This is a genomic window from Enterobacter cloacae complex sp. IR5459 (assembly GCF_049238005.1).
Lineage (GTDB): Bacteria > Pseudomonadota > Gammaproteobacteria > Enterobacterales > Enterobacteriaceae > Enterobacter > Enterobacter hormaechei_C.
Window position 1 is genome coordinate 673,662 of sequence record NZ_JBMKIG010000001.1, and the last position, 20,297, is coordinate 693,958.

At 52.0% G+C, this 20,297-nt stretch carries 18 protein-coding genes, 1 other RNA gene and 1 pseudogene; 9 read left to right on the forward strand and 11 right to left on the reverse strand.

Features of this window, described 5'->3' with window-relative positions; genetic code table 11:
• Positions 1–356: 356 nt before the first annotated feature.
• Positions 357–2,036, reverse strand: coding sequence for an SgrR family transcriptional regulator (locus ACOTX4_RS03195; protein WP_058656519.1), 1,680 nt, complete (start codon positions 2,034–2,036; stop codon positions 357–359).
• Positions 2,037–2,258: 222 nt separating this feature from the next.
• Between ACOTX4_RS03195 and ptsG the strand changes: the two genes are divergently transcribed.
• From ptsG to ACOTX4_RS03230, 7 genes and pseudogenes are all read left to right on the forward strand, one after another.
• Entirely contained in the window at positions 2,259–3,785 is a 1,527-nt protein-coding gene (gene ptsG, locus ACOTX4_RS03200) for a glucose-specific PTS transporter subunit IIBC (protein ID WP_058656520.1), read from the forward strand.
• Positions 3,782–4,624 (forward strand): glucose-6-phosphate isomerase family protein, encoded by an 843-nt coding sequence (locus tag ACOTX4_RS03205; RefSeq protein WP_058656521.1) that lies wholly within the window; start codon positions 3,782–3,784, stop codon positions 4,622–4,624. Before ptsG ends, ACOTX4_RS03205 begins: the two co-directional genes overlap by 4 nt.
• Complete coding sequence (gene hxlB, locus ACOTX4_RS03210) at positions 4,624–5,187, forward strand: 6-phospho-3-hexuloisomerase (protein WP_058656536.1); 564 nt, start codon at positions 4,624–4,626, stop codon at positions 5,185–5,187. Before ACOTX4_RS03205 ends, hxlB begins: the two co-directional genes overlap by 1 nt.
• Before the next feature lie 23 nt (positions 5,188–5,210).
• Positions 5,211–5,846, forward strand: coding sequence for a 3-hexulose-6-phosphate synthase (gene hxlA, locus ACOTX4_RS03215; protein ID WP_058656522.1), 636 nt, complete (start codon positions 5,211–5,213; stop codon positions 5,844–5,846).
• 46 nt (positions 5,847–5,892) lie between these two features.
• Positions 5,893–6,093, forward strand: a pseudogene (locus ACOTX4_RS03220) (nucleotidyltransferase domain-containing protein); the annotation flags it as partial.
• A gap of 372 nt (positions 6,094–6,465) precedes the next feature.
• The gene (locus tag ACOTX4_RS03225; RefSeq protein ID WP_058656523.1) at positions 6,466–7,248 is read left to right on the forward strand and encodes a DUF6615 family protein; all 783 of its coding nucleotides are present in this window, start codon (positions 6,466–6,468) and stop codon (positions 7,246–7,248) included.
• A 203-nt stretch (positions 7,249–7,451) separates the two neighbouring features.
• On the forward strand, positions 7,452–7,865 hold the full coding sequence (locus ACOTX4_RS03230; protein WP_058656524.1) for a hypothetical protein: 414 nt from the start codon (positions 7,452–7,454) through the stop codon (positions 7,863–7,865).
• A gap of 305 nt (positions 7,866–8,170) precedes the next feature.
• Here ACOTX4_RS03230 and ACOTX4_RS03235 read toward each other — a convergent pair whose 3' ends face one another.
• The 4 genes from ACOTX4_RS03235 to srlA are packed head-to-tail and all read right to left on the reverse strand — an operon-like array spanning position 8,171 to position 11,073.
• Entirely contained in the window at positions 8,171–9,193 is a 1,023-nt protein-coding gene (locus tag ACOTX4_RS03235) for a Gfo/Idh/MocA family protein (protein WP_058656525.1), read from the reverse strand.
• 10 nt (positions 9,194–9,203) lie between these two features.
• Positions 9,204–10,184, reverse strand: a complete 981-nt coding sequence (gene srlE, locus ACOTX4_RS03240; protein WP_058656526.1) for a PTS glucitol/sorbitol transporter subunit IIB — start codon at positions 10,182–10,184, stop codon at positions 9,204–9,206.
• Positions 10,181–10,555 (reverse strand): PTS glucitol/sorbitol transporter subunit IIA, encoded by a 375-nt coding sequence (locus ACOTX4_RS03245; protein ID WP_058656527.1) that lies wholly within the window; start codon positions 10,553–10,555, stop codon positions 10,181–10,183. The genes srlE and ACOTX4_RS03245 overlap by 4 nt, the downstream gene beginning before the upstream one ends.
• Positions 10,552–11,073, reverse strand: a complete 522-nt coding sequence (gene srlA, locus ACOTX4_RS03250; RefSeq protein ID WP_058656528.1) for a PTS glucitol/sorbitol transporter subunit IIC — start codon at positions 11,071–11,073, stop codon at positions 10,552–10,554. Before srlA ends, ACOTX4_RS03245 begins: the two co-directional genes overlap by 4 nt.
• Before the next feature lie 371 nt (positions 11,074–11,444).
• Between srlA and ACOTX4_RS03255 the strand changes: the two genes are divergently transcribed.
• Positions 11,445–11,861 (forward strand): helix-turn-helix domain-containing protein, encoded by a 417-nt coding sequence (locus ACOTX4_RS03255; protein ID WP_045354519.1) that lies wholly within the window; start codon positions 11,445–11,447, stop codon positions 11,859–11,861.
• Positions 11,862–12,227: 366 nt separating this feature from the next.
• Here the strand turns inward: ACOTX4_RS03255 and ACOTX4_RS03260 are convergent, their stop codons facing one another.
• Positions 12,228–14,297, reverse strand: a complete 2,070-nt coding sequence (locus ACOTX4_RS03260) for a DUF927 domain-containing protein (protein WP_058656529.1) — start codon at positions 14,295–14,297, stop codon at positions 12,228–12,230.
• 35 nt (positions 14,298–14,332) lie between these two features.
• Positions 14,333–14,548, reverse strand: coding sequence for an AlpA family transcriptional regulator (locus tag ACOTX4_RS03265; RefSeq protein WP_032453753.1), 216 nt, complete (start codon positions 14,546–14,548; stop codon positions 14,333–14,335).
• A gap of 529 nt (positions 14,549–15,077) precedes the next feature.
• Between ACOTX4_RS03265 and ACOTX4_RS03270 the strand changes: the two genes are divergently transcribed.
• Positions 15,078–17,054: a hypothetical protein gene (locus tag ACOTX4_RS03270; RefSeq protein ID WP_063938321.1), complete on the forward strand. Its 1,977-nt coding sequence runs from the start codon at positions 15,078–15,080 to the stop codon at positions 17,052–17,054.
• A gap of 217 nt (positions 17,055–17,271) precedes the next feature.
• Here the strand turns inward: ACOTX4_RS03270 and ACOTX4_RS03275 are convergent, their stop codons facing one another.
• The 4 genes from ACOTX4_RS03275 to smpB form a co-directional block, all read right to left on the reverse strand.
• Entirely contained in the window at positions 17,272–17,916 is a 645-nt protein-coding gene (locus ACOTX4_RS03275; protein ID WP_045354499.1) for a hypothetical protein, read from the reverse strand.
• A gap of 1 nt (position 17,917) precedes the next feature.
• Positions 17,918–19,165, reverse strand: coding sequence for an integrase domain-containing protein (locus tag ACOTX4_RS03280; protein ID WP_045354496.1), 1,248 nt, complete (start codon positions 19,163–19,165; stop codon positions 17,918–17,920).
• Between the two features lie 166 nt (positions 19,166–19,331).
• Positions 19,332–19,695, reverse strand: a transfer-messenger RNA (tmRNA) gene (ssrA, locus tag ACOTX4_RS03285).
• A gap of 89 nt (positions 19,696–19,784) precedes the next feature.
• Positions 19,785–20,267, reverse strand: a complete 483-nt coding sequence (smpB, locus tag ACOTX4_RS03290; RefSeq protein WP_003863115.1) for an SsrA-binding protein SmpB — start codon at positions 20,265–20,267, stop codon at positions 19,785–19,787.
• Between the last annotated feature and the right edge of the window lie 30 nt (positions 20,268–20,297).

Below are 20,297 nucleotides of genomic sequence, written 5' to 3' on the forward strand. Positions count from 1 at the left end.
ACCGTAAACATAGCACTATGGATGCCTCGGTCAAGGTATGTTTTTCCATAATTTATTGATAAGAAACAATAATAGTTATTATGTAATGATTTGAACCTTTATGAGCCTTTTAATAAATCGTCATGTCCAAAGCTATGTAGCAGCTGAAGGTACAGGCATTGAGAATGGGCATTTTAGCTTCGTCTACCGGACGTTCTGAATGTAGGTATCGGTAGACCGTAAAGGGTGCTGCGGACGGATTTGATGGAATTGCCAATGCATATGACCAAACGTTCCCCCACTCCAAATCCCGCACTTCTCTCCCTTACCCTTAAAGGCCTTTAAAGGCCCTTTAGCGAGCTTTTGCGGGCATAGCATTATTCGAGCCAAAGTTGGCTAAAATCCGGCCATCCCAGCGTATTTAAATCCCGCCAGGTAAATGACTTCTCGGTCGCAAATTCCATCCAGTGATGCAGCAAAGGAATGACATATCGCTGGTGGGTCATCTCATGGAAAAAGGCGGCGATGGTGGCGAACGCCTTTTCATCGTCACTGTTCAGAATGGTCGGTAGCAGGGCGTTCAGGTTTCGTCGCTGGGCTTCAGGCAAGCGCGTAAACAGCGCGGTGGACGCCAGCCATTCCAGAAATGCCGGAACCGAAAGGGTATCGAGCATAAAGTTGCTGAGCCAGATATCCGCAGGAGGGCGCGGCTGGCTGTTGAAGTTGTCAAATGCGTCGATTCGTATCTCGGCGCGAATATGCCAGCGTTCAAGCAGGATGCGAATCGCTCCGGCAAGCTCCACCAGTTCCGGCTGCTGAAAGGTGCTGATGATCACCGGCTGACGCAGGTTAAACGGCGCGGTGATCCCGCCGAAATCCACCGGGCGGTGGTTCCACTGCGGCAGCATACCCTGAGCAATGGAGAGGATGCGTGCGTATTCGTCGGGAAGCTGTGTTTGGCTGAGGAGTTCGACAGGCTGCAGCAGGTAATTGATAAACCGCCTTCCGGCCTCATCCGCAAAGGCTCCGTCACCGTCGAGCAGCACAAAGCAGCATCCCTGCTCCAGACTACGCTCGTTGAGCGGGCGATCATCCTGCGCCTCCTCACCCCGCAGCAGGGGAATAAAGCTCATGCTGATATGCTCCGGAGCCCAGGTGAAAATGGTGATCTCATCCAGTCCGGGCCGCGCCTGGTGCCAGTGTTGATTGCGCCGCAGGACCATAAAGTTGTCGCTGTGCTCCTGCAGGTGGAAAGCGCCGGTACAGCGGATGTGTCCGTGCTGGTAATCAAACAGCATCGTTGGCTGGGTAGCGAGCAGGCAGTCAAGCCTCTTCACCGGATGATACGTTTCAATCACCAGATGCCAGGGGGCGTCAGCGGTGATGGTCTTGATTGGGCTGAAAAGCGGCGCGAACTGCGGGCTCTGGCTGGCGGCGAGCAGGCAACGCTCAACGGCGCTGGCATTCAGCTCGCTGCCATCCGCAAAGCGTGCGGTAGATTTCAGCCAGAACTCCCAGTGGGTAAAGTCCTCGTTGTGGGTCCAGTAGTGGGCAATATCGGGGACGATCCTGCCCTGAACGGCGTCATAGCGCGTCAGCCCGCTCAGACACTGGCGCAGGAGATGACGTTCGGTTCGTCGCAGGGGAACGAGTGGATTGAGAGGATCCAGATTGCGGTAGTAGGGGATGCGCACCCGCGTTTCGCTGCTTTTATCCTGCACACCGAAGCGCCACAGGCTCAGACGATCCAGCAGATACTTGTCGTTGCCGATAAACCGTAGCACGTTGCCGTAATCCTGTTTCTCCAGCAGCTTATTGACGTTCTGGCTGAACAACTTTTCCGGCGAGGTTAACAGGTGCAGCCGTGAGCGCTTGCCGCGTCCGCGCTGGGGCTGCCAGTCGAGCCATTTTTCCTGATGCATCTTTTTCAGCGCAATACGGCAGTTACGCACCGAACAGCCGAAGATGGCGGCGATCTCCTTCATCTGTAATTCGTGCGTCTGGCCTGCGCCATAGCGGGCGTGCAGCCTGCGAAAATGCGCCTCGAAGATGTTCATGTGATGGCCTCCCGCCGAATGCGATTTCCTCTTTTATCCCTTTCTCACGGTTTTCGGCGTGATTTCCCTCATAAATTTTCCGGTTTTAGGCGAAAACCGGAAATAACTTTCGTCTTTGGTTGCTGTTTTTTTAATCACCTCAGGTTTGGATACTGAAGGTGTTCGGAGCAGAACCTGCTGTTGTGCGAATCCCTGTCATAAAGACGCGCTCAGGAGATCGAGATGAAAAGATTCAACCTTCTGCAAATGTTACAAAGCATCGGGCGATCGTTAATGATCCCCATTGCCATGCTGCCTGCCGCCGGTATTTTGCTGGCCTTCGGCGTCAGCTTTCAGGATCCCAATATTGTCGCCAGCCTGCCGTTTCTCGGCGCTGACTGGCTGGTTCACGTGCTGAAGCTGATGGCGGAAGCGGGCAGTGCGATTTTCGCTAACCTGCCGCTGCTGTTTGCGGTCGGCGTGGCGGTGGGACTTAGTGATGATCAGGGCATTGCCGGGCTGTCGGCGATCGCCGGGTTTCTGATTATGAACGTCACCATCGGCCAGTTTCTGGGGATCACGCCCGAGTCGGTGGCGCAGGTGCGTGACTACACGATGGTGCTGGGCATCCCTTCGCTCCAGACTGGCGTGTTTGGCGGCATCATCATTGGGATTATCGCCGCCTGGCTGTATAAACGCTATTACCGCATCCAGCTTCCTTCGTGGCTGGAGTTCTTTTCCGGCAAGCGTTTTGTGCCGATTATAACCTCCTTCGCCGCGCTGTTCGTCGGGCTGGTGATGGCGGTGGTCTGGCCGCCTGTTCAGCATCTGATTAATGGCCTGTCGAATACCATGATGGTGCAGGGGCCGGGCGTGTCCGCCTTCCTGTTTGGTTTTGTCGAGCGGCTGCTGATCCCGTTTGGTCTTAACCATGTCTGGTGGCCGACCTTCTGGCTGCAGTTTGGCGAGTACGTGAATAAGGCCGGGCAGGTGGTGCATGGCGACCAGCTTATCTTCTTTGCCCAGTTGAAAGACCAGGTGCCGATTACCGCCGGAACCTTTATGGCCGGGCTGACGCCCATCAAAATGTTCTGTATTCCGGCGATTGCGCTGGCGATCTACCGCTGTGCCAGCCCGGAAAACAGAGCGCGGGTGAAGGGCATTATGCTCTCTGGCGCGATCACCTCCATTGTCTGCGGCATCACCGAGCCGATTGAGTTCTCCTTCCTGTTTGTTGCGCCCGTGCTGTATGGCATTCACGCCGTCTTGGCGGGACTGGTGTTCCTGCTGATGGAGTGGTTCAGCGTGCATATCGGGCTCTCTTTCTCTGGCGGGCTTATTGACTATCTGTTCTTTGGCGTCCTGCCGCGCGCGCCTCACTGGTATATGGTGTTCCCGGTCGGGCTGGTGATGGGGGCGCTGTACTACGCCCTATTTACCTTTGCTATTCGTAGCTGGAATTTGCTGACGCCGGGGCGTGAGGTTGAAGAAAACGCGGTGGCGCAGGAAAGCGAACAAAACGACCTGGTGAGCGGCATCATTCTGGCCTATGGCGGGCTGGGGAATATGACCAGCATCGAAGCCTGCATGTCGCGTCTGCGCATTGACGTGACGGATAAGTCGCTGGTGGACAAAGCGCTGCTGAAACAGCTTGGCGCGGCGGGCGTCGTTGAGGTCGGGAACAACATTCAAAGCGTCTTTGGCATGAAATCCGATCGGCTGAAAGAGGCGATCCGCGCAGCTAACGCGTATACACAGGAGGCAAAATGAAACAGCTACACCACAGCGGGCTGCCGCTGTATCTCGATGATGATGGCGTAATGGCGCTGAAACCGCCGCTGAACTATCTCGGCTTTGGCCGCAAAAGCGCCGGGCAGATGGCGGTGGTCTTACCGGAGTTCACCGAGGCGCAGCGGGATGAACCGGCTTACGATGTTTACCGCGGGCTCAGCTTTGCGGAGGATCAGGAGCGGCTCACCGCTGACCAGTACCAGTATGACATCACCATCATCATGCCGGGGACGATTGGCAAGGAGCGCAAGAAAACCAGCGGTCACTATCACGGCTATAACGACACGCGGCGCAACACCCATCCGGAAGTGTACGAAGTGATTAAGGGGACAGCGGCGTATATCCTGCAAAAGTCGCCGGATTTTGCCGTCTCACCAAAAGATCTGCTGGTGGACCATCTTATCGTGGCCGTCGTGAAGGAGGGGCAGAGCATTATCGTGCCGCCGAATTACGGCCATTGCTCCATCAATATCGGCGTCGGGCCGCTGGTGTTCAGCAACCTGGCGTATAAACCCTGTGCGGTTCACTACGACACGGTGCAGTTTTACCACGGTATGGCCTGCTACATCGTTGAAGAGAACGGGCAGCTCTGCGTGCGCAGGAATCACTACTATCCGCATATTCCGCACATCAAATTCGCCACCGTCAAAGAGAACCCGCATCTTGGCATCACCTTTGATACGCCGCTTTACCAGCGCTATCGCGCCGCGCCGGAACGTTTTCACTTTCTGGGACATGTCGATAACTATGTCCGGGAAATCATGGGGATGCTCCAGTATGAGGATGATTTATTCCCGCTCTGTCAGGAGGACGCATGATGGAAACGCAATCTGTTGCAGGCGTTGCCTGTACTGACCTGCATCAGGCGATGGCGCGGATTGATGGCGCTGCGCTGGTGCGTCTGGAGCAGACCATCGCTGAAGCGAACGCGATATTTGTTTTTGGTGCAGGGCGTTCGCTGTTAATGCTGAAAGCTTTTGCGATGCGCCTGATGCATATCGGCCTGAAGGTGCATGTTGTTGGTGATGTGGTCACGCCTGCGCTGCAAAAAGGCGACCTGCTGCTGCTGGCCAGCGCATCGGGCGAAACGACTTCGCTGGTGAATGTGGCAATGAAAGCGAAGAAGCTGGGCGGCACAGTGGCCCTGCTAACCATTTTCCCCGAGTCCACGTTGGGGAAACTGGCTGATGTGGTGGTCAGGATCCCGGCCTATTCCGACAAACTGCCGGATGGGCCCGAGAATGTGAAAGGCATTCTGCCCGGCGGCAGCCTGTTTGAAGAGGCGGTCATGGTGCTGGGCGACGCCATGATAGTGAATCTGGCGCAGTCGACGGGATATCGTTTAACCAAAGGTTTTGCGCTACACGCCAACCTCGAATAGTCATTCGACACAAGGAAACCAACATGAAATTACAGCTTGCCCTGGACGAGTTAACCCTGCCTGAAGCGCTGGTATTTATTGATAAGGTGGTTGACGACGTTGATATTATTGAAGTGGGCACGCCTTTTCTAATTCGGGAAGGCGTGAACGCGATTAAAGCCATTAAAGAAAAATATCCGCATAAGGAAGTACTGGCGGATGCGAAAATTATGGATGGCGGTCATTTTGAGTCGCAGCTGCTTTTCGACGCCGGGGCAGACTATGTCACGGTGTTAGGCGTGACTGACGTGCTGACGATTCAGTCCTGCATCTGCGCGGCAAAAGAGGCCGGAAAGCAGGTGGTGGTGGATATGATCTGCGTCGACGATCTCCCCGCGCGGGTTCGCCTGCTGGAGGAGGCGGGCGCGGATATGCTGGCGGTACACACGGGCACCGACCAGCAGGCGGCGGGGCGCAAGCCGATAGATGATTTAATAACGATGCTTAAGGCGCGCCGGAAAGCCCGGATTGCCGTGGCAGGCGGCATCAGCAGTTTGACGGTAAAGGACTATGCGCTGTTAGGTCCGGATGTGGTGATTGTAGGATCAGCGATCACGCATGCGGCGGATCCGGCAGGTGAAGCGAGGACGATTTCGCAGGTGTTGTTGCAGCATCACTGAGGTTAGAAGAACAGAGTGGCATCTGGCGCGACTGTGTGCCAGATGTCGGAATATTGAATCCCACAGCATTGATCCTGATGTCCTGCTGACTTCCACGCTGGCAACGCACGATCGTGACTCCGGCAGCATTGCCATCAGGATGGCTGTTGACACTTATATCAATCTGCGGGCTGATGCTCTGCCTGAAAATATTGCAGATGATGCGACACGATGGGTGGTCCTTGCCATGCTGAAAAGAGCATTTTGACAGGGGGGAAATCTACACTCCGGTCGTTTACTCGGCCAGAGTGTAGAAGTATCACGGAAAATGCATCCAATAGCCAAATCCTGAGATGAACATCACTCTTTAGCTACTTAAATCCATGCTAAAACCAGGTCCAGATGCCTAAGACTGGGAAAATTTCAAATGTCGGCTGAGTACGAGAAGTGGACGTAGCAAGCCTCACGTTATGTCAATTTATAAAGTGCATATCAGTCTCACGGCAAATATCTTAGGGCAAACCCCTTTTCCTTCTTTTGTTTTTGACGTATAAATACTATTCTCTTCATTCGAATCATGCTTTCAGCAAAAAACCTTTCAACTTATCTATTTATAAACATAACTAAGAGAATACTACAAATGGACTTAGGTGAAATTGCGATAAAAAATTCTGGCTGGATTTGGAGTACATTAAGAGAGGCAAAAAAACTAAGCTATCAAATTGGAGAGGAGTCAATAACTGACTTTCTTGTGCTTAATATAAAAAAATGGGGTAGGGGAAAAATTATTATTAATACGTTTACCCGCCACAAAGAATCAGTGAATGGCTCCGACTGGGAGTGGTGGTTTACAGGTCGAAGTGGTAAATGGTTAGGCATGCGTATTCAAGCAAAAGTTCTCAACTTAAATTCTGAGAAATATGAACACCTTCATCACACAAATAAAAATGGGCATCAAGTTGATCTTCTCATTGCGGATGCCAAGAAATATGACCTTATTCCCTTGTATTGCATGTATACAAACTGGAAATCGGGGAGTTATAAAGTTAATTGGGAGTGTAAAACCTACAAACGTAGTATCCTTCATTATGGGGCAGCAATTCTTAATCCTCTTAAAGTAAAACATCTCCAGCAAAATAGAGCAAACCATTTAACTGATGTTATTGATGATTTAAGGCCGATGCATTGTTTGTTCTGCTGCAAAGGCTTCTCGCAAGGGGATCTTCCTGAAAGAGCTCTGGAATGGTTAAGTGGCGTTGGTCTCCTAATTGAGCAAGACGCTCCTTCACTTGAATATTTTATAAAGGATGCACCACCATACTATGTCACTCAAATGTTAGAGGGAGGTATACAAGAAGATGTTATCGATTTACATGATGATAGGCTCAAGCGTGTGACAATTTTCAACTTAGTAGGTGAATAAAATGATTGTCACTACTGCCAGGCATTATGAATTCATGCCACAATATCTTGGCTGTGATCGTTCAACAATTGAGAACGAAGCCGCAGTCATACTGGAAGCCAAATAGTATGCGGACGTACATCGTTCAAAATTGGCTAAGAAATACAGCCGGCCTACTGTTAGGGAAGGGCTGCAAGTTAAACTGAGTATCGCAAGGAGGGATAATGAGCACTAATAGCGCCAAAGATAATGTGATAACAACACCTAAAGAGCTGGGTAAAGCTATTAAGGAAGATCGAGATACGATTACAATTGAAGGTAGTTTAGCTAAAACTACGGTGAAAATTCATGCGACAGGAAAAGTTGCATGGGCTATAGCATTTGCAGCCATCGGTATTGCGGTAGTTGCCGCCATGGCAACTTTAGCTACCGGAGGAACCAGTGCTCCAGCTACCGGTACTACTGCTGCATTATCTGCTGGGGGAGCAGCGGCTATCCTCGGCAGTTCGGCAACAAGTGCAGCAATCTATATTGCTATTGCAGCAGGTGGTGTAGGCGCTTTAACGAAGCTTCGTCGTTATAAAGTAGTAGAAAAAAGTGACTCGAGATTAGTCTTAAAAAAGGTTGATAGATATTAAAAATTTGAGTGTCCGGAGGCTATAAATATTGGTTTCCCTTTGTTTTTCTTATGCACCACTGTCAAATTAGAATATTTCTGCCTTATCAGCGAGCAACTGGTAGTACAAGCTGGTTGCTCAAAAATGTACCATTTTAACTACCGCTACATTGGATTAATTCGCTCTCCTTAGTAGTGAAAACTATTTCCAACTTCTGCTCCTGGCTAAAATCTGACCATATTTTCTAATGATTCCTGCGCTTTATCTGGTTTGCAGGGCTAAGGGCTTTACTAATCTGACATAGCAGAAAGGTACAGCCCTTGAAGTTATGGCATTATCGTGCGTTCAGGTTTCCCGCTTTCCAGACTGCGATGCACTGCTTCGCAAATCCGGCTGACCGCCAGGCCGTCCACTGCGGTGACCGGATACGGTGACCTGTTCCTGACCGCCCCCACAAAATCATTGATGGGGTCGATACCGAAACCGCTGGCAACGCCGTTGCGGTAGTTGATGAAATAGCTGTTGGGCGTGAGCGTCATGGCCGGCGTGGTGATTTCCAGCCCGCGATGCTGTGAAGTGCTGCGGATATACGTTGCCTCGCAGAGAATATCGATACGCCCGTCGTTGTCCTTCGGAAAGCCTTCCGGCAGCACCCACGAGTTTTCCACCATCCACAAACTGCCGTCGGCCATCGTCAGCAGGCTCTGCACGCTGTCAAAAGTATCGAGGCCGCATTCGGTCATCAGCCGTTTCTGCCCGACGGCATACACCGACACCACCTCCTGTCCGGAAAGGTGCCGCACCAGGTCAAAGCAGTGTGAGCCGAGAAACCACACCGGGGAGCTTGCGCCCGCCCAGTCCAGCCACTCCGTCGGCACGCTGATAACGTCATCCATGCTGATATGGCCGCGCAGGATGCGCCCGGCTTCCGGCTTCTCCAGTTCAGCTTTGATGCGCATCACCGCCGGGTCCCAGCGCTTGTGGAAATCGACGCCGACCAGCAGGCCCCGCTGCTGCGCCATCTCCACGATAAGCTCACATTCGCGTACCGAGGTGGCGAGCGGTTTTTCCGCCAGCACATGTTTGCCGTGGCGCAGGGCGGTGAGGATGGATTCGGTGTGGTACGGGTCAGGTGTCGCCACCGAAACCACGTCGATGGCTTCCTCCTGCAGCAGGACATCCAGCCGGGTATAGCCCATCACGCCACAGGCCATGGCAAGGTCGTCACAGCGCTCTGTGTCGGTGTCGCAGATGGCGACCAGCACGGTGTCCGGGTTATGGCGGTACGCATTCATATGGTGTTTGCCGTAGATGCCCGCGCCGACCACGGCGGCTCTGATTTTGTTCATCGTTATGTCCTCAGAATAAACCCAGGGAAAACAGCCAGCCGATGATGACCGCCAGCGGTCCGGTCAGTTGTCTCGACAGCAGAAAGGCAGGGACGCCCTTCGCGATGGTCTCCGGTTTTGCCTCCTGCATGGAAAGGCCTACCGGCACAAAGTCGCAGCCGACCTGCACGTTGATGGCAAACAGGGCGGGCAGGGCGAAGGCCGGAGATATCGCCCCTGCGCCAATCTGTGTGCCTATCATCACGCCAATCACCTGCGAGATGGCCGCGCCCGGCCCGAGCACCGGGGAGAGGAACGGAATGCCACAGATGAGCGACAGCAGCACCAGTCCCCACAGCGAGTTCGCCAGCGGCGTCAGGGCGTGGGCAATCAGGCTGCCGAGCGCGGTTTCCTGCACCAGGGCTATCAGCAGCGAGACAAAAGCCATAAACGGGATAACGTTGCGCAGCGACACGTCCACCGCCTCGCGGCTGGCGGCGAACAGCAGGGCGATAATGTGGCCGACGGCGGTGCCGGTCTGCTCGACCATGCGTACCAGTTTCTCCGCGCCACGCGGAGGTGGCGGTGTGGTGGTAATGACTGGTTCCGGAGCAGGAAGTGGCTCAGGCCCGCAGTCCGGCGCTTCAGCGCTATCCACCAGAACCAGCTGCTCCATGGTGACGCCGGAGACGTAGTTATCCTCGGTAATAAACTGCGCCAGCGGCCCGGCGCGCCAGGTGGGGAGCACGTTGATGGTCGGAATGCCCTTCTGCGGATACAGGCCGCATCTCAGCGACCCGGCGCAGTTAATCACCACGCACAGGATGTCGTTATCCGGCGGAATGTCAGAGAAGCCGTTAACGATTTCCGATTCGGTGAGCGCGCCGATTTCTATCGCCACCGGATGGATTTCGCGCCCGGTCAGCGACAGCACCTTTTTGCCGCTGCCAACGGGCAGCCACAGCCCTTTACCGTAGCCGCCGGGGCCGGGCGGAATAAGCACCGTGTTCATGGCCGTCCCTCCTCAATCACCAGGTTACCGTGCAGGTCATGGAGTTTCGGCACCGGGCCGGAGAGATGGACCGCACCGACGTGGCAGGGATTCAGGTCGCCGTTGAACACCAGCGTCAGGTGGCCGAGTTCAAACAGAGCCTGCTGTGCCCCCTTGCCGACGGCAGTAATCAGATAATCGTGCCCTGCCAGCATCAGGCGGTCGCCGGGGAGTATCATCAGGCTCTCTTCCCGGAACGATGGCTCCAGCGACAGCGAGTAATCGAGGCAGTCCTTCGGCCCGTTGCTGTCGAAGGTGATGAGCATTTTATCGGTGAGGCCGTCGGCGACAAACAGCCCGATGGCAGTAATGCGTGCGCAGTAAGTCATCATGGCGTATTCCCCCGCCTGCTGAGCCGCAGGAACAGGTACTCGGTGATAATCCCGCGGATTAAACCAATCAGCATGGCGGCAGCGATATAGCGCAGCGCCAGCGAGGTGACGGGCAGGCCGAGCGCCTTTACCCCGGCTGCCACGCCGAGCCAGACGAACAGCTCCGACGGCACCACGTGGGGAAACAGGCTGGTGAGGGGGTGGGCAGTGGTGCCGAGTGCATCTTCATAACCAGGCTTGCTCTTTTCGGGCAGGAGCTTGCCTAAAGTGAGCGCGCCCGGGCTGCTCATAAAGAACCAGCCGAGCACCGGCAGCACGCCGTAGGTGAGGATACGCGAGCGGCCAAGCAGGGCAGCGACCTTCTCCATTCTGACGGTGCCGACCAGTTTCATCAGGAAGTTGATGGCCAGCAGTAGGCAGATAAGCATCGGGATAAGCCCGGTCATCATGTCGAGGAAGATTTTGCCTGCGGTCTGGAATACATGAATAAACGCCTCAGCGAGGCTGACTGTCCACATAAGGAGTCCTCCGGGTAAAAGGCCCGGAGCGCACAGACTTATCGGACAGAAGTTAAGACATGACAGGCGTAAGCGTCTGGGGCTCCGGTAATGGCGATAAACAGCTGTGATTCATACTGCTTTGTTTGTTATCCCCGCTTGTGGCGTGTTTTTGTGAACTGAGCGGTTTTCAGGACGAGCGGATGCGTGGCAATTCAGCCCTGAGTATGCGATGCTCAGCAGTTGGGTTTGCAGAGGGTGATAGTCTGCAATTTGTACAGATAAGTTATCACATGATTTTGTGAATTTAAAGATCTGTTTTTCACAATATATTGTGAATTTATTTTTATTGAATTCAACAAAATCAATTGATTACTGATTAGTGGCGTCTAATGTCTAAAAAAGATAATCAATTTTTTGATCAAGATAACAATTTTCAGTTTGGCACTCGCCTTGCCGAAGCGATGTCGTTATCTGAAGACACAGTCAGTTCTCTGGTAGATAAAACCGGTATTCCCAATTCAACCATTCGAAGCTATCTGAAGGGAGAATCCGTTCCCGGAATCATGCAACTTCGGAAGATAGCTGCTGGTATGGGCATCAAAGCGGGATGGTTTTTAGGTGATGATGAAGAGTTTGCCTGTCCAAAGGACGGGATGTCAGAAATTGAAAAGGATCTTGAGCTACTCAATAACCTATTCAAATACATGGCCCCTGTACAGCGAGGGCGGGTACTGAAACGCGTTCTGGCAAGTGTGGCGCGTCAGATCGACCATAATGTTGACGGTGACAATAATACTGAGCAATAGAACTAACGATCACTATCAGTCTGTATCTCTCATGGCTTTTGCCCTTTAAGGGCAGGCCCGTTCCCCTTATTCTCCCTTCCTTTCAGCCTTTGCCGTTTCAGTCCCTTTTCGCCATTTTCAGTTCTTCTGTTTTTGAGGTGGTACAGGTGGGACAAGTGGTACAACCGCGCCAGCCGTGGCTTTGCGCTGTACCACCTGAAAAATGCTAGTCTGAAAAGTGGGACAGAATCAGCACCGGCTGTCCCACCCTGTACCACTTTTTTTAAACTAGATTATCTAAAGTGGGACGCTGTAACCCGCGCCAGCTCTGCGTGTACCACTTGTCCCACCCTGTACCACCTTTTTTTAAAGCACGCGAGACTGTACTCAGACACTGAGGATGCGGGAGGTGAGTCGGTAGACCCTGGCTTTGCCGATCTCCGGCAGGCGAACCTGCGACTGGTATTTCCCGTCACTGCCGGGCAGCAGGCACTCTGCTTCCTGGCATAATCTGGCCGCTCTGGCGGGACTGAATCCCCGGCACATTTCCCGCCAGCCCTCCGGCAGGATGTGAAACAGTGTGTGCTCTTCACCCGTCAGCGGATCTTTTTCCACCCGGCGAAAGCCCACCATATTCAGCGGGCGGTCCGGGCCGTCCCACGAGGCAAAACGGCTGTACTGGTGCGCGGTAATGAACCGCTTGATCTGCGCCAGCACACCTTCATCCTCCTGGTTAGCAATATGGCCGCGTTCGTTCAGCCAGGCGTGCAGGCAGATCTGCACCGCCTCATACGCCGTGCCTTCCTGCCAGCCCGTGATGCCCTGCAGCGTCGCTATCTCTCCGGCCACCGCCAGCAGCGCAAAGCGGGCCACGATGCGCTGCACCTGGTTTCCGGCGTTGTCCGGCATCAGGGCGGTCTGGTAGCCGCGAAGTAACTCTCTTGCCTGCGTGGTGCTGGCGTCCAGGTCGTGGGTGAGGAAGGCCAGCCAGGCACGAAAGGCGGTGCCGTGGAAGCGGGCCACCCGGTCGCAGAGAGCATCGGCGAACTGCTGGCCACTGGCAAAGCCGTGTAGCTGCTCAAACGCGCCATGCTGCCCGGTGTCGCTGGGGATTTGTACCATGCGCACGTCCATTCCGGCGTAGAGGCGCTCCCCGGCGCGTTCGGTGTGTTCTGCCAGCGACAGCTCCCCGGTGGAGAACAGCAGCAGCGTCCAGTGCCTGCGATTACGTACCTCGCCGTCGGTGCGGGCGCGCCCCTTGCCCTGGCCGTTCGCCAGCATATAGGCAATCATCCCGGCTTCACGCGGGTCCACTTCGTGTAGTTCATCGAGCGGCAGCAGGGCATCGTTGTGGCGGCTGGCAATTCCCTCCAGCGCATTCCCGGTGGCCCGCCAGGAGTGCCAGTAGTCCGTGCCACCGCAGACGGAGGCGGCCACCTTCATCACCGTGGTCTTGCCATCGGTGGACTCACCGCGCAGGTGAAAACCGCCACCGCCCGTTCCGGTCAGGCGCAGCAACGGGGCGGCCAGCGCACAGCAGACGGCAAAGACCAGCCGTGAATTGCCTGCACAGAGTGCGGCGACCTGCTCCTGCCACTCTGCCAGCGTACCGGCCTGCGCAAAGCCGCCGGTCAGGTAGTGGCTGCCCTGAAGGATGACATTGTCGCCACCGGGACCGATAACCTCATCCGGCAGTACGTAAACGCCGTTGTGCCAGCCGGTTTTCTCCACGCAGGTGACCCGGCGTCCGGGGAGTGACCGTGAGATGTATTCGCACAGCAGGCTGCGCAGGGCGGGGCGGGTGGAGATGTAAGTCAGGCCGTTCTCCAGCAGGATGCGCCGCAGCTCCTCGCCGTTTCCGCTGAGCATTGCCATCGGCATGGCCCAGCGCCGCAACTGCCCGGTGGTCGTGTGCCATTCCAGCAGGCGGCCATAGCTGCCGTCATGGCTGTCGCAGGTGATAGCGGTGACGCGCAGAGGGGAACAGATGCGCTGGGGCTGGACATCGCTTTCACCGTCCCGGCGTTCGGTGAGCTTGTCAAACCACAGTGCCTCTTCATCGAGGCGGAAGTACTCCGGCAGGATGTCAGAGGGCCTTTCCTGTCGCAGGCGTTCAAGCTGCCCGGTCCAGTTCTCCAGCAACTCACCGTCAGGGCTCATCAGCCGGGCCATCTGTACGTTCGTGTGCGCCAGTTTTACGGCGATTTTCAGCAACTCCTCCTCGCGGATATCGCCTGTGCGAAGTACCCGGACGTAGAGCGCGTCAGGTCTGATTATGGTCAGGTTGTCCAGATCGGCCAGTTCATCCGGGCCGAGTACCACCGGAGGAATATCATCTTCCCGGTCAGGATCTTTTCGCCAGTCGCGTGAGGTCTCCCATGCCAGGCTTCCGGCAAGGATCACCACTTCGAGCGTGCGGTCCGGAGACTGCTTACAGAGAAAAGGGGCGCGTTTCATGATGGGGTATCAGTCGGCTCATCCCTGAGCGTGGATTAACGGATGGCGGTGCGGCGCTGTTGCCACTGGCGGATTTCAGCGGCATCGAAGACCACCAGTCGGGAAGAGAGGTGGACGGGGCGGGGAAAGTCGGTGTCTTTAATCAGGCGGTAAACCGAAGATTCGCTCATCGCCAGAAACTGGACCACCTGCCGCATACGCACGTTACCGCTTTCGGGAAAAGCATCGTTACTGTCAACACGGGTTTTCATGATTGCACCTCACGGGAACAGAGTGTCGGAGCGGTTATAGCGCGGAACGGGAAGGGGAGGTATAGGTCCGGGTGAAAAATCGTAGTCCGGATAGAAAGTAATGAGTCCTGGAAGAACTTATTTACTGGTAAAACTGATGTCTTTTAGTTAATTAATTGAAAGTAAATGATTTTTATCTTCTAATGCTTAATCAAGACCCTACATGATGAGGTTAATGAATGGCAACGGACGACTATAAACACTTCGCATTAGCTATCGCAATCTCACCCTCAGCTATGAGCGAAAAAACCGACATTACCAATCCTTAGGGTCTTTTAAGGCGATGTTTATTAATCAAATGAAAAGGAAATTATGATGATCTTGAAACAATCTTACATACCTGTTTGCTTTTTAGGAACTTCTTGTAATAACGCGGATGCTCCATAATAATTTCTTTGATAATTTATAGTATTGAGGTACCATTTTATTAGGGAATAGCTAATTTCTCTTCTTCGTAATTTATTCTAATGATGAACTCGAATGGATGATTATGCGAAATATAAATTCAATAATGATGAGGCTTGCTAAGAGGGCAGAGAAACTTCAGCCAGACCATCTGATCAGATCCTTTGTTGACGTTGGCCCCACATATACCCTATTGTCCAGTAATGACAATCAGATAATGTTCGGTAGAAGAGGTACGGGGAAAACGCACTTCTTGGCTGTTCTTTCCAACAATATTCAACAAAGTGGGATCATTTGTGTTCCTATAGACATGAGGTTGATAGGATCTACTGGAGGGATTTTTTCTGACCCCAATATTTCATTAAGTGAAAGGGCCACCAGATTACTTTCTGACACGTTATGTAATATACATGAAATAATTCTAGACTATATTTTTGAAAAGGATCTTGAAAATACGACTGAAATAGCGCAATTACTTAATGATTTTATTGATAAGGCAACCTCATTAAATATAGAAGGTACCACGGAGGAGGAAAATTGTTCGGTAAGCCATAATTCTATGAATTCTTCGATAGGTTTAATGGTAACTAATACCAACATATCTGCCAATTTTTCACGCTTAGATAAAATATCATCAGATAATACGGAAAGAAAAAAAGTATCTGGAAAGAAAACATTAAGGATTCACTTCGGAGAAATCACTAAGCTACTCAGCAATATAGTTTCAAAATTACCAAAAAAAGAATTATGGGTACTGATTGATGAATGGTCTGAGGTACCAATGGATCTTCAACCTTATCTTGCAGAACTTCTTCGTAGAATTCTATATCCCATCTCTGGTATTACAGTAAAAATAGCAGCAATAGCCCATCGATGTAATTTTTTACTACATGATCAAGACACTGGTGTTCGTGTAGGAATTGAACTTGGTTCTGACGCCTCTTCCGTTATTAATTTAGATGAGTATATGGTTTTTGATAACGATCGTGATGCTGCTAAGACTTTTTTCAAAAATCTGCTTCATAAACATGCCCAAGCAATAGATAAAAATTCAATATGTGATGTTGAGGCAAACTTGTTTATTAATGATGTGTTTACTCAACCATCAGCGTTCGATGAGTATGTCCGTGCGGTAGAAGGGGTTCCTCGAGATGCTATAAATATCATTTCACTTGCGGCACAGTCAGCACTGGAGAACAAAATATCAATTGTACATGTCCGTAAATCTGCGCAGAAATGGTTTCAGGTAAATAAACATGCGGCCCTAAATAGCAAACCTGAAGCAGTTGTTTTACTTGATAAAATAATAAACGAAGTCATTGGACATAGAAAAACACGTGGTTTTTTAATAAGTAATGAAAACAATAATCCTTTGATTGATTATCTTTATGATATGCGGGTTATTCACGTTTTAAAACAAGGAGTTTCAGCTCGAAACGCTATAGGAAAAAAATATACACTCTATACTCTTGATTATGGTTGTTATGTAGAACTTATGTCCTCAAGTTCTGCTCCATTAGGCTTAATAATCGAATCAGATGAAAATGATGAGTTAAAGTACATTGAGATTCCGAAGTCAGATTATAGATCAGTTAAAAATTCAATTTTAGATTTTGAAAGTTGTCAACAATTAAGATTAAATTTAGTGACATCGACAGAACATCTGCAACTTCCTATTAATAATGGTAAACATAAAAACGTAGAGAAGCCAATTGATAGTAAAATAATAAATTCAATTCCAAAAAATATTGGTTCATTGAAAATAGCAGGAACAATTTATATTCCTATAATTATGGTGGCATTGGCATTAAGAAAAGCAAGAGGTTTTGATAAAAGCCATGCTGTGGAGTTGACGAAAATAATAAATGAGCACATTGTTATTGATGTAAATAGACCAAAAATAGCAACCAACAATATGTCAAGAGAACTTAGAAAGGATAATATATTGGATCTTCCTTGGCTAGAGTTCCATGAAAATGGTAGAAATCCACAATTTTCTTTGCGCTCTAACTGGAAAGATTACTGGTATCAGTATTTTGGGAAAAAAGCTCCAGCATTTTGATAAAAAAGTGGCATTTACAAAATAGCTAATGCCACTCTAATGTTTAATGGGGGAGAAGGTAGCAAATAATCTTTAAAGTATATAAGAATTTTCATGACGTAACAGTCTGCCAAATTTGTTATTTGTTAGACGTGTGTGTTTCCGGCACGATATTGACTATACGCCAAAGGTTTCAGAGCTTAATCGGTTCGCTACACCCGACACTGGGAGCGCCTACCTATGTTCTCTTCTCCCGCCCCATCTTCATCACCTCATAAAACGTCCCCCGTCCAAGCCCATCAGACGGTAATTCCCGCTCCTGCGCCAGCGTCTTCAGCTTACGAAGTATCCGATCCGAAGTCGGTTTATCAGACGTACCATAACGCCCGTCAGTCTCCTCAACCAGAAGCTGAACCAGTAACCAGCAGAGCCTGGCAGTATTCTCCCGAGCCTTGTCGCGTTTATGCATCCCACGCTGGGAAGGTTGTGTGGAAGCAGTGAGATCCGGAAGCGCGTCGTCGCCGAGTGTCTTCAGCCACTTACGGCCGCGACTGTGACGCGACAGTTTCATCACCGCCTTCAGGCTCCGGGCCTTAATTTCTGGCGGCGTGAGTTCGTCATCAATGAGCCGCCAGGCCAGTGCGAACATTTCATCGGCATAGAACATGCGTTTGTTCGCCGGGGCGCTGACCATGCCCGTTGCTTTGATGGTGCGGCTGATGGCGTCGTGCAGGATACGGTAATTCTCCTGATGTTCTTCCGGCAGGGCGTTTGCAGGTTGGGAAGCATCGAGGCCGAGAAGCAGGAGGGCAAGATGCCGCGCTTCCAGCAGCGGCATATCGCATTCCCGTTCAAACAGACTCTGACGAATGGGACTGGTCACATTATTCTCCTTCCACGATTTGCAGCGGTTCTTCTGCACCGAGCAGCACCTGCCGTCTGGCGGCATCAACGTAGTTTCCCCACCACTGCATCAGCGGTCGCCTTTGTTCCAGATAGTCGCTGCGGTTGTAGGCCGCTTCGATTTCGTCTTCTTTCTGGTGTGCCAGTGCAGATTCCAGTACTTCACGGGGAAAATGACCTGCACCCGCCGTTCTGGCGATGCTGCGCATACCGTGGGCAACCAGCTCACCGCCGAACCCCATACGGATAAGCGCGGCGTTCGCGGTCTGCTGGTGCATGTGCTCCAGTGGTTTGCGGATGCTGGGGAAGACCCACGGGCGATGGCGGCTGATGGGCTCCATGATCTGAAGAACGCGCAGCGCCTGTTTGCTGAGCGGCACCGCGTGCGAACGGTTCATCTTCATAAAGGTGTCGGGGATGCGCCATTCCGCTTTTTTCATATCGATGTCGCACCAGCGGGCGCTGACGGCTTCGCCGGGGCGAACCCAGGTCAGTAGCTCCCATTCGATAAGGCAGCGGGTTTCCTTGCGGATAGAAGCGTTCTGTAAGGCCAGCATCAGCCTGCCCAGTTCACTGGGGTGAAGGGCGGGCATGTTCTGCTTTTTCGGTTTCTTGAAGCGGGCGACCAGGTTGTCTGCTGGGTTAAACTCGATGAGCTCTTCGGAGATGGCGAAGCGGAAGATTTCATTGAGCCGTGAGATAACCCGGCGCAGCGTTTCGAGGATACCCTGTTCTTCCAGCGGTGTGAGGTGCTCCTTGAGCATCTTAGGGCGGATCTCGGTGACGGGCGTACTGCCCAGAGAAGGGAAGACGTGCATCTCCAGCGAACGCCAGACATCTTTGGCGTGATCTTCGCTAAGATCGCTGGTCCGTTTCTTCTCTTTGAGCCACTGTTCCGCAACTTTTTCCAGCGTGCATTCATTCTGGATGCGTTTTTCTTCAGCTATTCCTGCTAAGTGTTGACGGGGATCGATGCCCTGCCAGAGCAGTCGTCTGTATTTCGTGCGAGTTTCGCGGGCCATCGCCAGTGTAACGACCGGGTAAGGGCCAAGGCTGGTTTTGGTGCGCTTTTTGGTGACGGGATGATAATACTCGAAATGCCAAGCCTTCCTCCCTGAAGTCTTAACCAGCAAGTACAGGCCTTCACCGTCCCGTAGCTCATAGTCTGTGCTACGGGGCTTCGCGCCAGCGATCTCCACATTTGTTAAGGGTTTCAGTTGCTTAGGCATGTTTTAGCACCACGCTTTTTTAGCCCCACGATACCGTGGTGCTAAACATGGTGCCAAAAGGTTAAGATTCATACAGAGATCATGACCACACATGCAACAAAAAAGCCTGCAACTCGTTGAAGTTACAGGCTTTTTTAAGGTTCATGATGCATCATGAATGAATGTTTGGTGGAGCTGGCGGGAGTTGAACCCGCGTCCGAAATTTCTACATCCTCGGTACTACATGCTTAGTTTGTCTTTACATTCGCACGCCAGCTGCGGACAGACACGCCACTAACGAACTAGCCTGATTAGTTTTAACGCTTCAACCCCAGGCAGGGTTTCCACGCGATCTCTTTTGGGTTTGACCTCTCTTTGATCCCCGTCTTAAGAGCGGAAGCTAGGGAGAGAGGGCTCTTAGCAGGTTATTAAGCTGCTAAAGCGTAGTTTTCGTCGTTTGCGACTATTTTTTTGCGGCTTTTAACGAGGCAAACCGCCCCTCGGCATGCACCTTGGGTTTCGCAAATCCCGTCGAATCCAGAATCAGCCCCAATAGTGTTGAACTCAGTATACCAGATTTCACTTCCTCGACACCAGCCCGAAACGCTAACTTATTGAATAGTACAATAAGTGCGCAGAATCAACGTCCTGCGTTTTTCATGATACGTGCTTTGTCGAGCTGCCACTCGCGTGCTTTCAAATCAGTACGCTTGTCGTGTTGTTTCTTACCTTTCGCCACGCCGATTTTCACTTTGCACCAGGCGTTTTTCCAGTACAAAGAGAGTGCCACCACGGTGAAGCCTTCACGATTGATGCGTCCGTAAAGGGATTCCAGTTCGCGCTTGTTCAGCAGCAGCTTACGGGTGCGGGTAGGATCGCAAACGTAATGTGAAGAGGCGACGGTCAGCGGCGTAAAGTTCGCGCCGAACAGGAAGGCCTCACCGTCTTTCAGGATCACGTAGCTGTCGCCGATATTGGCTTTCCCGGCACGCAGCGATTTTACTTCCCAGCCCTGCAACGCAAGGCCGGCCTCGAATTCTTCTTCGATGAAATACTCGTGGCGAGCACGCTTGTTAAGCGCAATGGTCGCCGAACCGGGTTTATGTGCTTTTTTCTTCGTCATAAGTGTCGTAAAGCCGTCGGTAATCTGATT

Coding starts and splice junctions, on each gene's coding strand:
- ACOTX4_RS03195 (WP_058656519.1), bottom strand. CDS start 2,036: ATGAACATCTTCGAGGCGCATTTTCGCAGGCTGCACGCCCGCTATGGC.
- ptsG (WP_058656520.1), top strand. CDS start 2,259: ATGAAAAGATTCAACCTTCTGCAAATGTTACAAAGCATCGGGCGATCG.
- ACOTX4_RS03205 (WP_058656521.1), top strand. CDS start 3,782: ATGAAACAGCTACACCACAGCGGGCTGCCGCTGTATCTCGATGATGAT.
- hxlB (WP_058656536.1), top strand. CDS start 4,624: ATGGAAACGCAATCTGTTGCAGGCGTTGCCTGTACTGACCTGCATCAG.
- hxlA (WP_058656522.1), top strand. CDS start 5,211: ATGAAATTACAGCTTGCCCTGGACGAGTTAACCCTGCCTGAAGCGCTG.
- ACOTX4_RS03225 (WP_058656523.1), top strand. CDS start 6,466: ATGGACTTAGGTGAAATTGCGATAAAAAATTCTGGCTGGATTTGGAGT.
- ACOTX4_RS03230 (WP_058656524.1), top strand. CDS start 7,452: ATGAGCACTAATAGCGCCAAAGATAATGTGATAACAACACCTAAAGAG.
- ACOTX4_RS03235 (WP_058656525.1), bottom strand. CDS start 9,193: ATGAACAAAATCAGAGCCGCCGTGGTCGGCGCGGGCATCTACGGCAAA.
- srlE (WP_058656526.1), bottom strand. CDS start 10,184: ATGAACACGGTGCTTATTCCGCCCGGCCCCGGCGGCTACGGTAAAGGG.
- ACOTX4_RS03245 (WP_058656527.1), bottom strand. CDS start 10,555: ATGATGACTTACTGCGCACGCATTACTGCCATCGGGCTGTTTGTCGCC.
- srlA (WP_058656528.1), bottom strand. CDS start 11,073: ATGTGGACAGTCAGCCTCGCTGAGGCGTTTATTCATGTATTCCAGACC.
- ACOTX4_RS03255 (WP_045354519.1), top strand. CDS start 11,445: ATGTCTAAAAAAGATAATCAATTTTTTGATCAAGATAACAATTTTCAG.
- ACOTX4_RS03260 (WP_058656529.1), bottom strand. CDS start 14,297: ATGAAACGCGCCCCTTTTCTCTGTAAGCAGTCTCCGGACCGCACGCTC.
- ACOTX4_RS03265 (WP_032453753.1), bottom strand. CDS start 14,548: ATGAAAACCCGTGTTGACAGTAACGATGCTTTTCCCGAAAGCGGTAAC.
- ACOTX4_RS03270 (WP_063938321.1), top strand. CDS start 15,078: ATGCGAAATATAAATTCAATAATGATGAGGCTTGCTAAGAGGGCAGAG.
- ACOTX4_RS03280 (WP_045354496.1), bottom strand. CDS start 19,165: ATGCCTAAGCAACTGAAACCCTTAACAAATGTGGAGATCGCTGGCGCG.
- smpB (WP_003863115.1), bottom strand. CDS start 20,267: ATGACGAAGAAAAAAGCACATAAACCCGGTTCGGCGACCATTGCGCTT.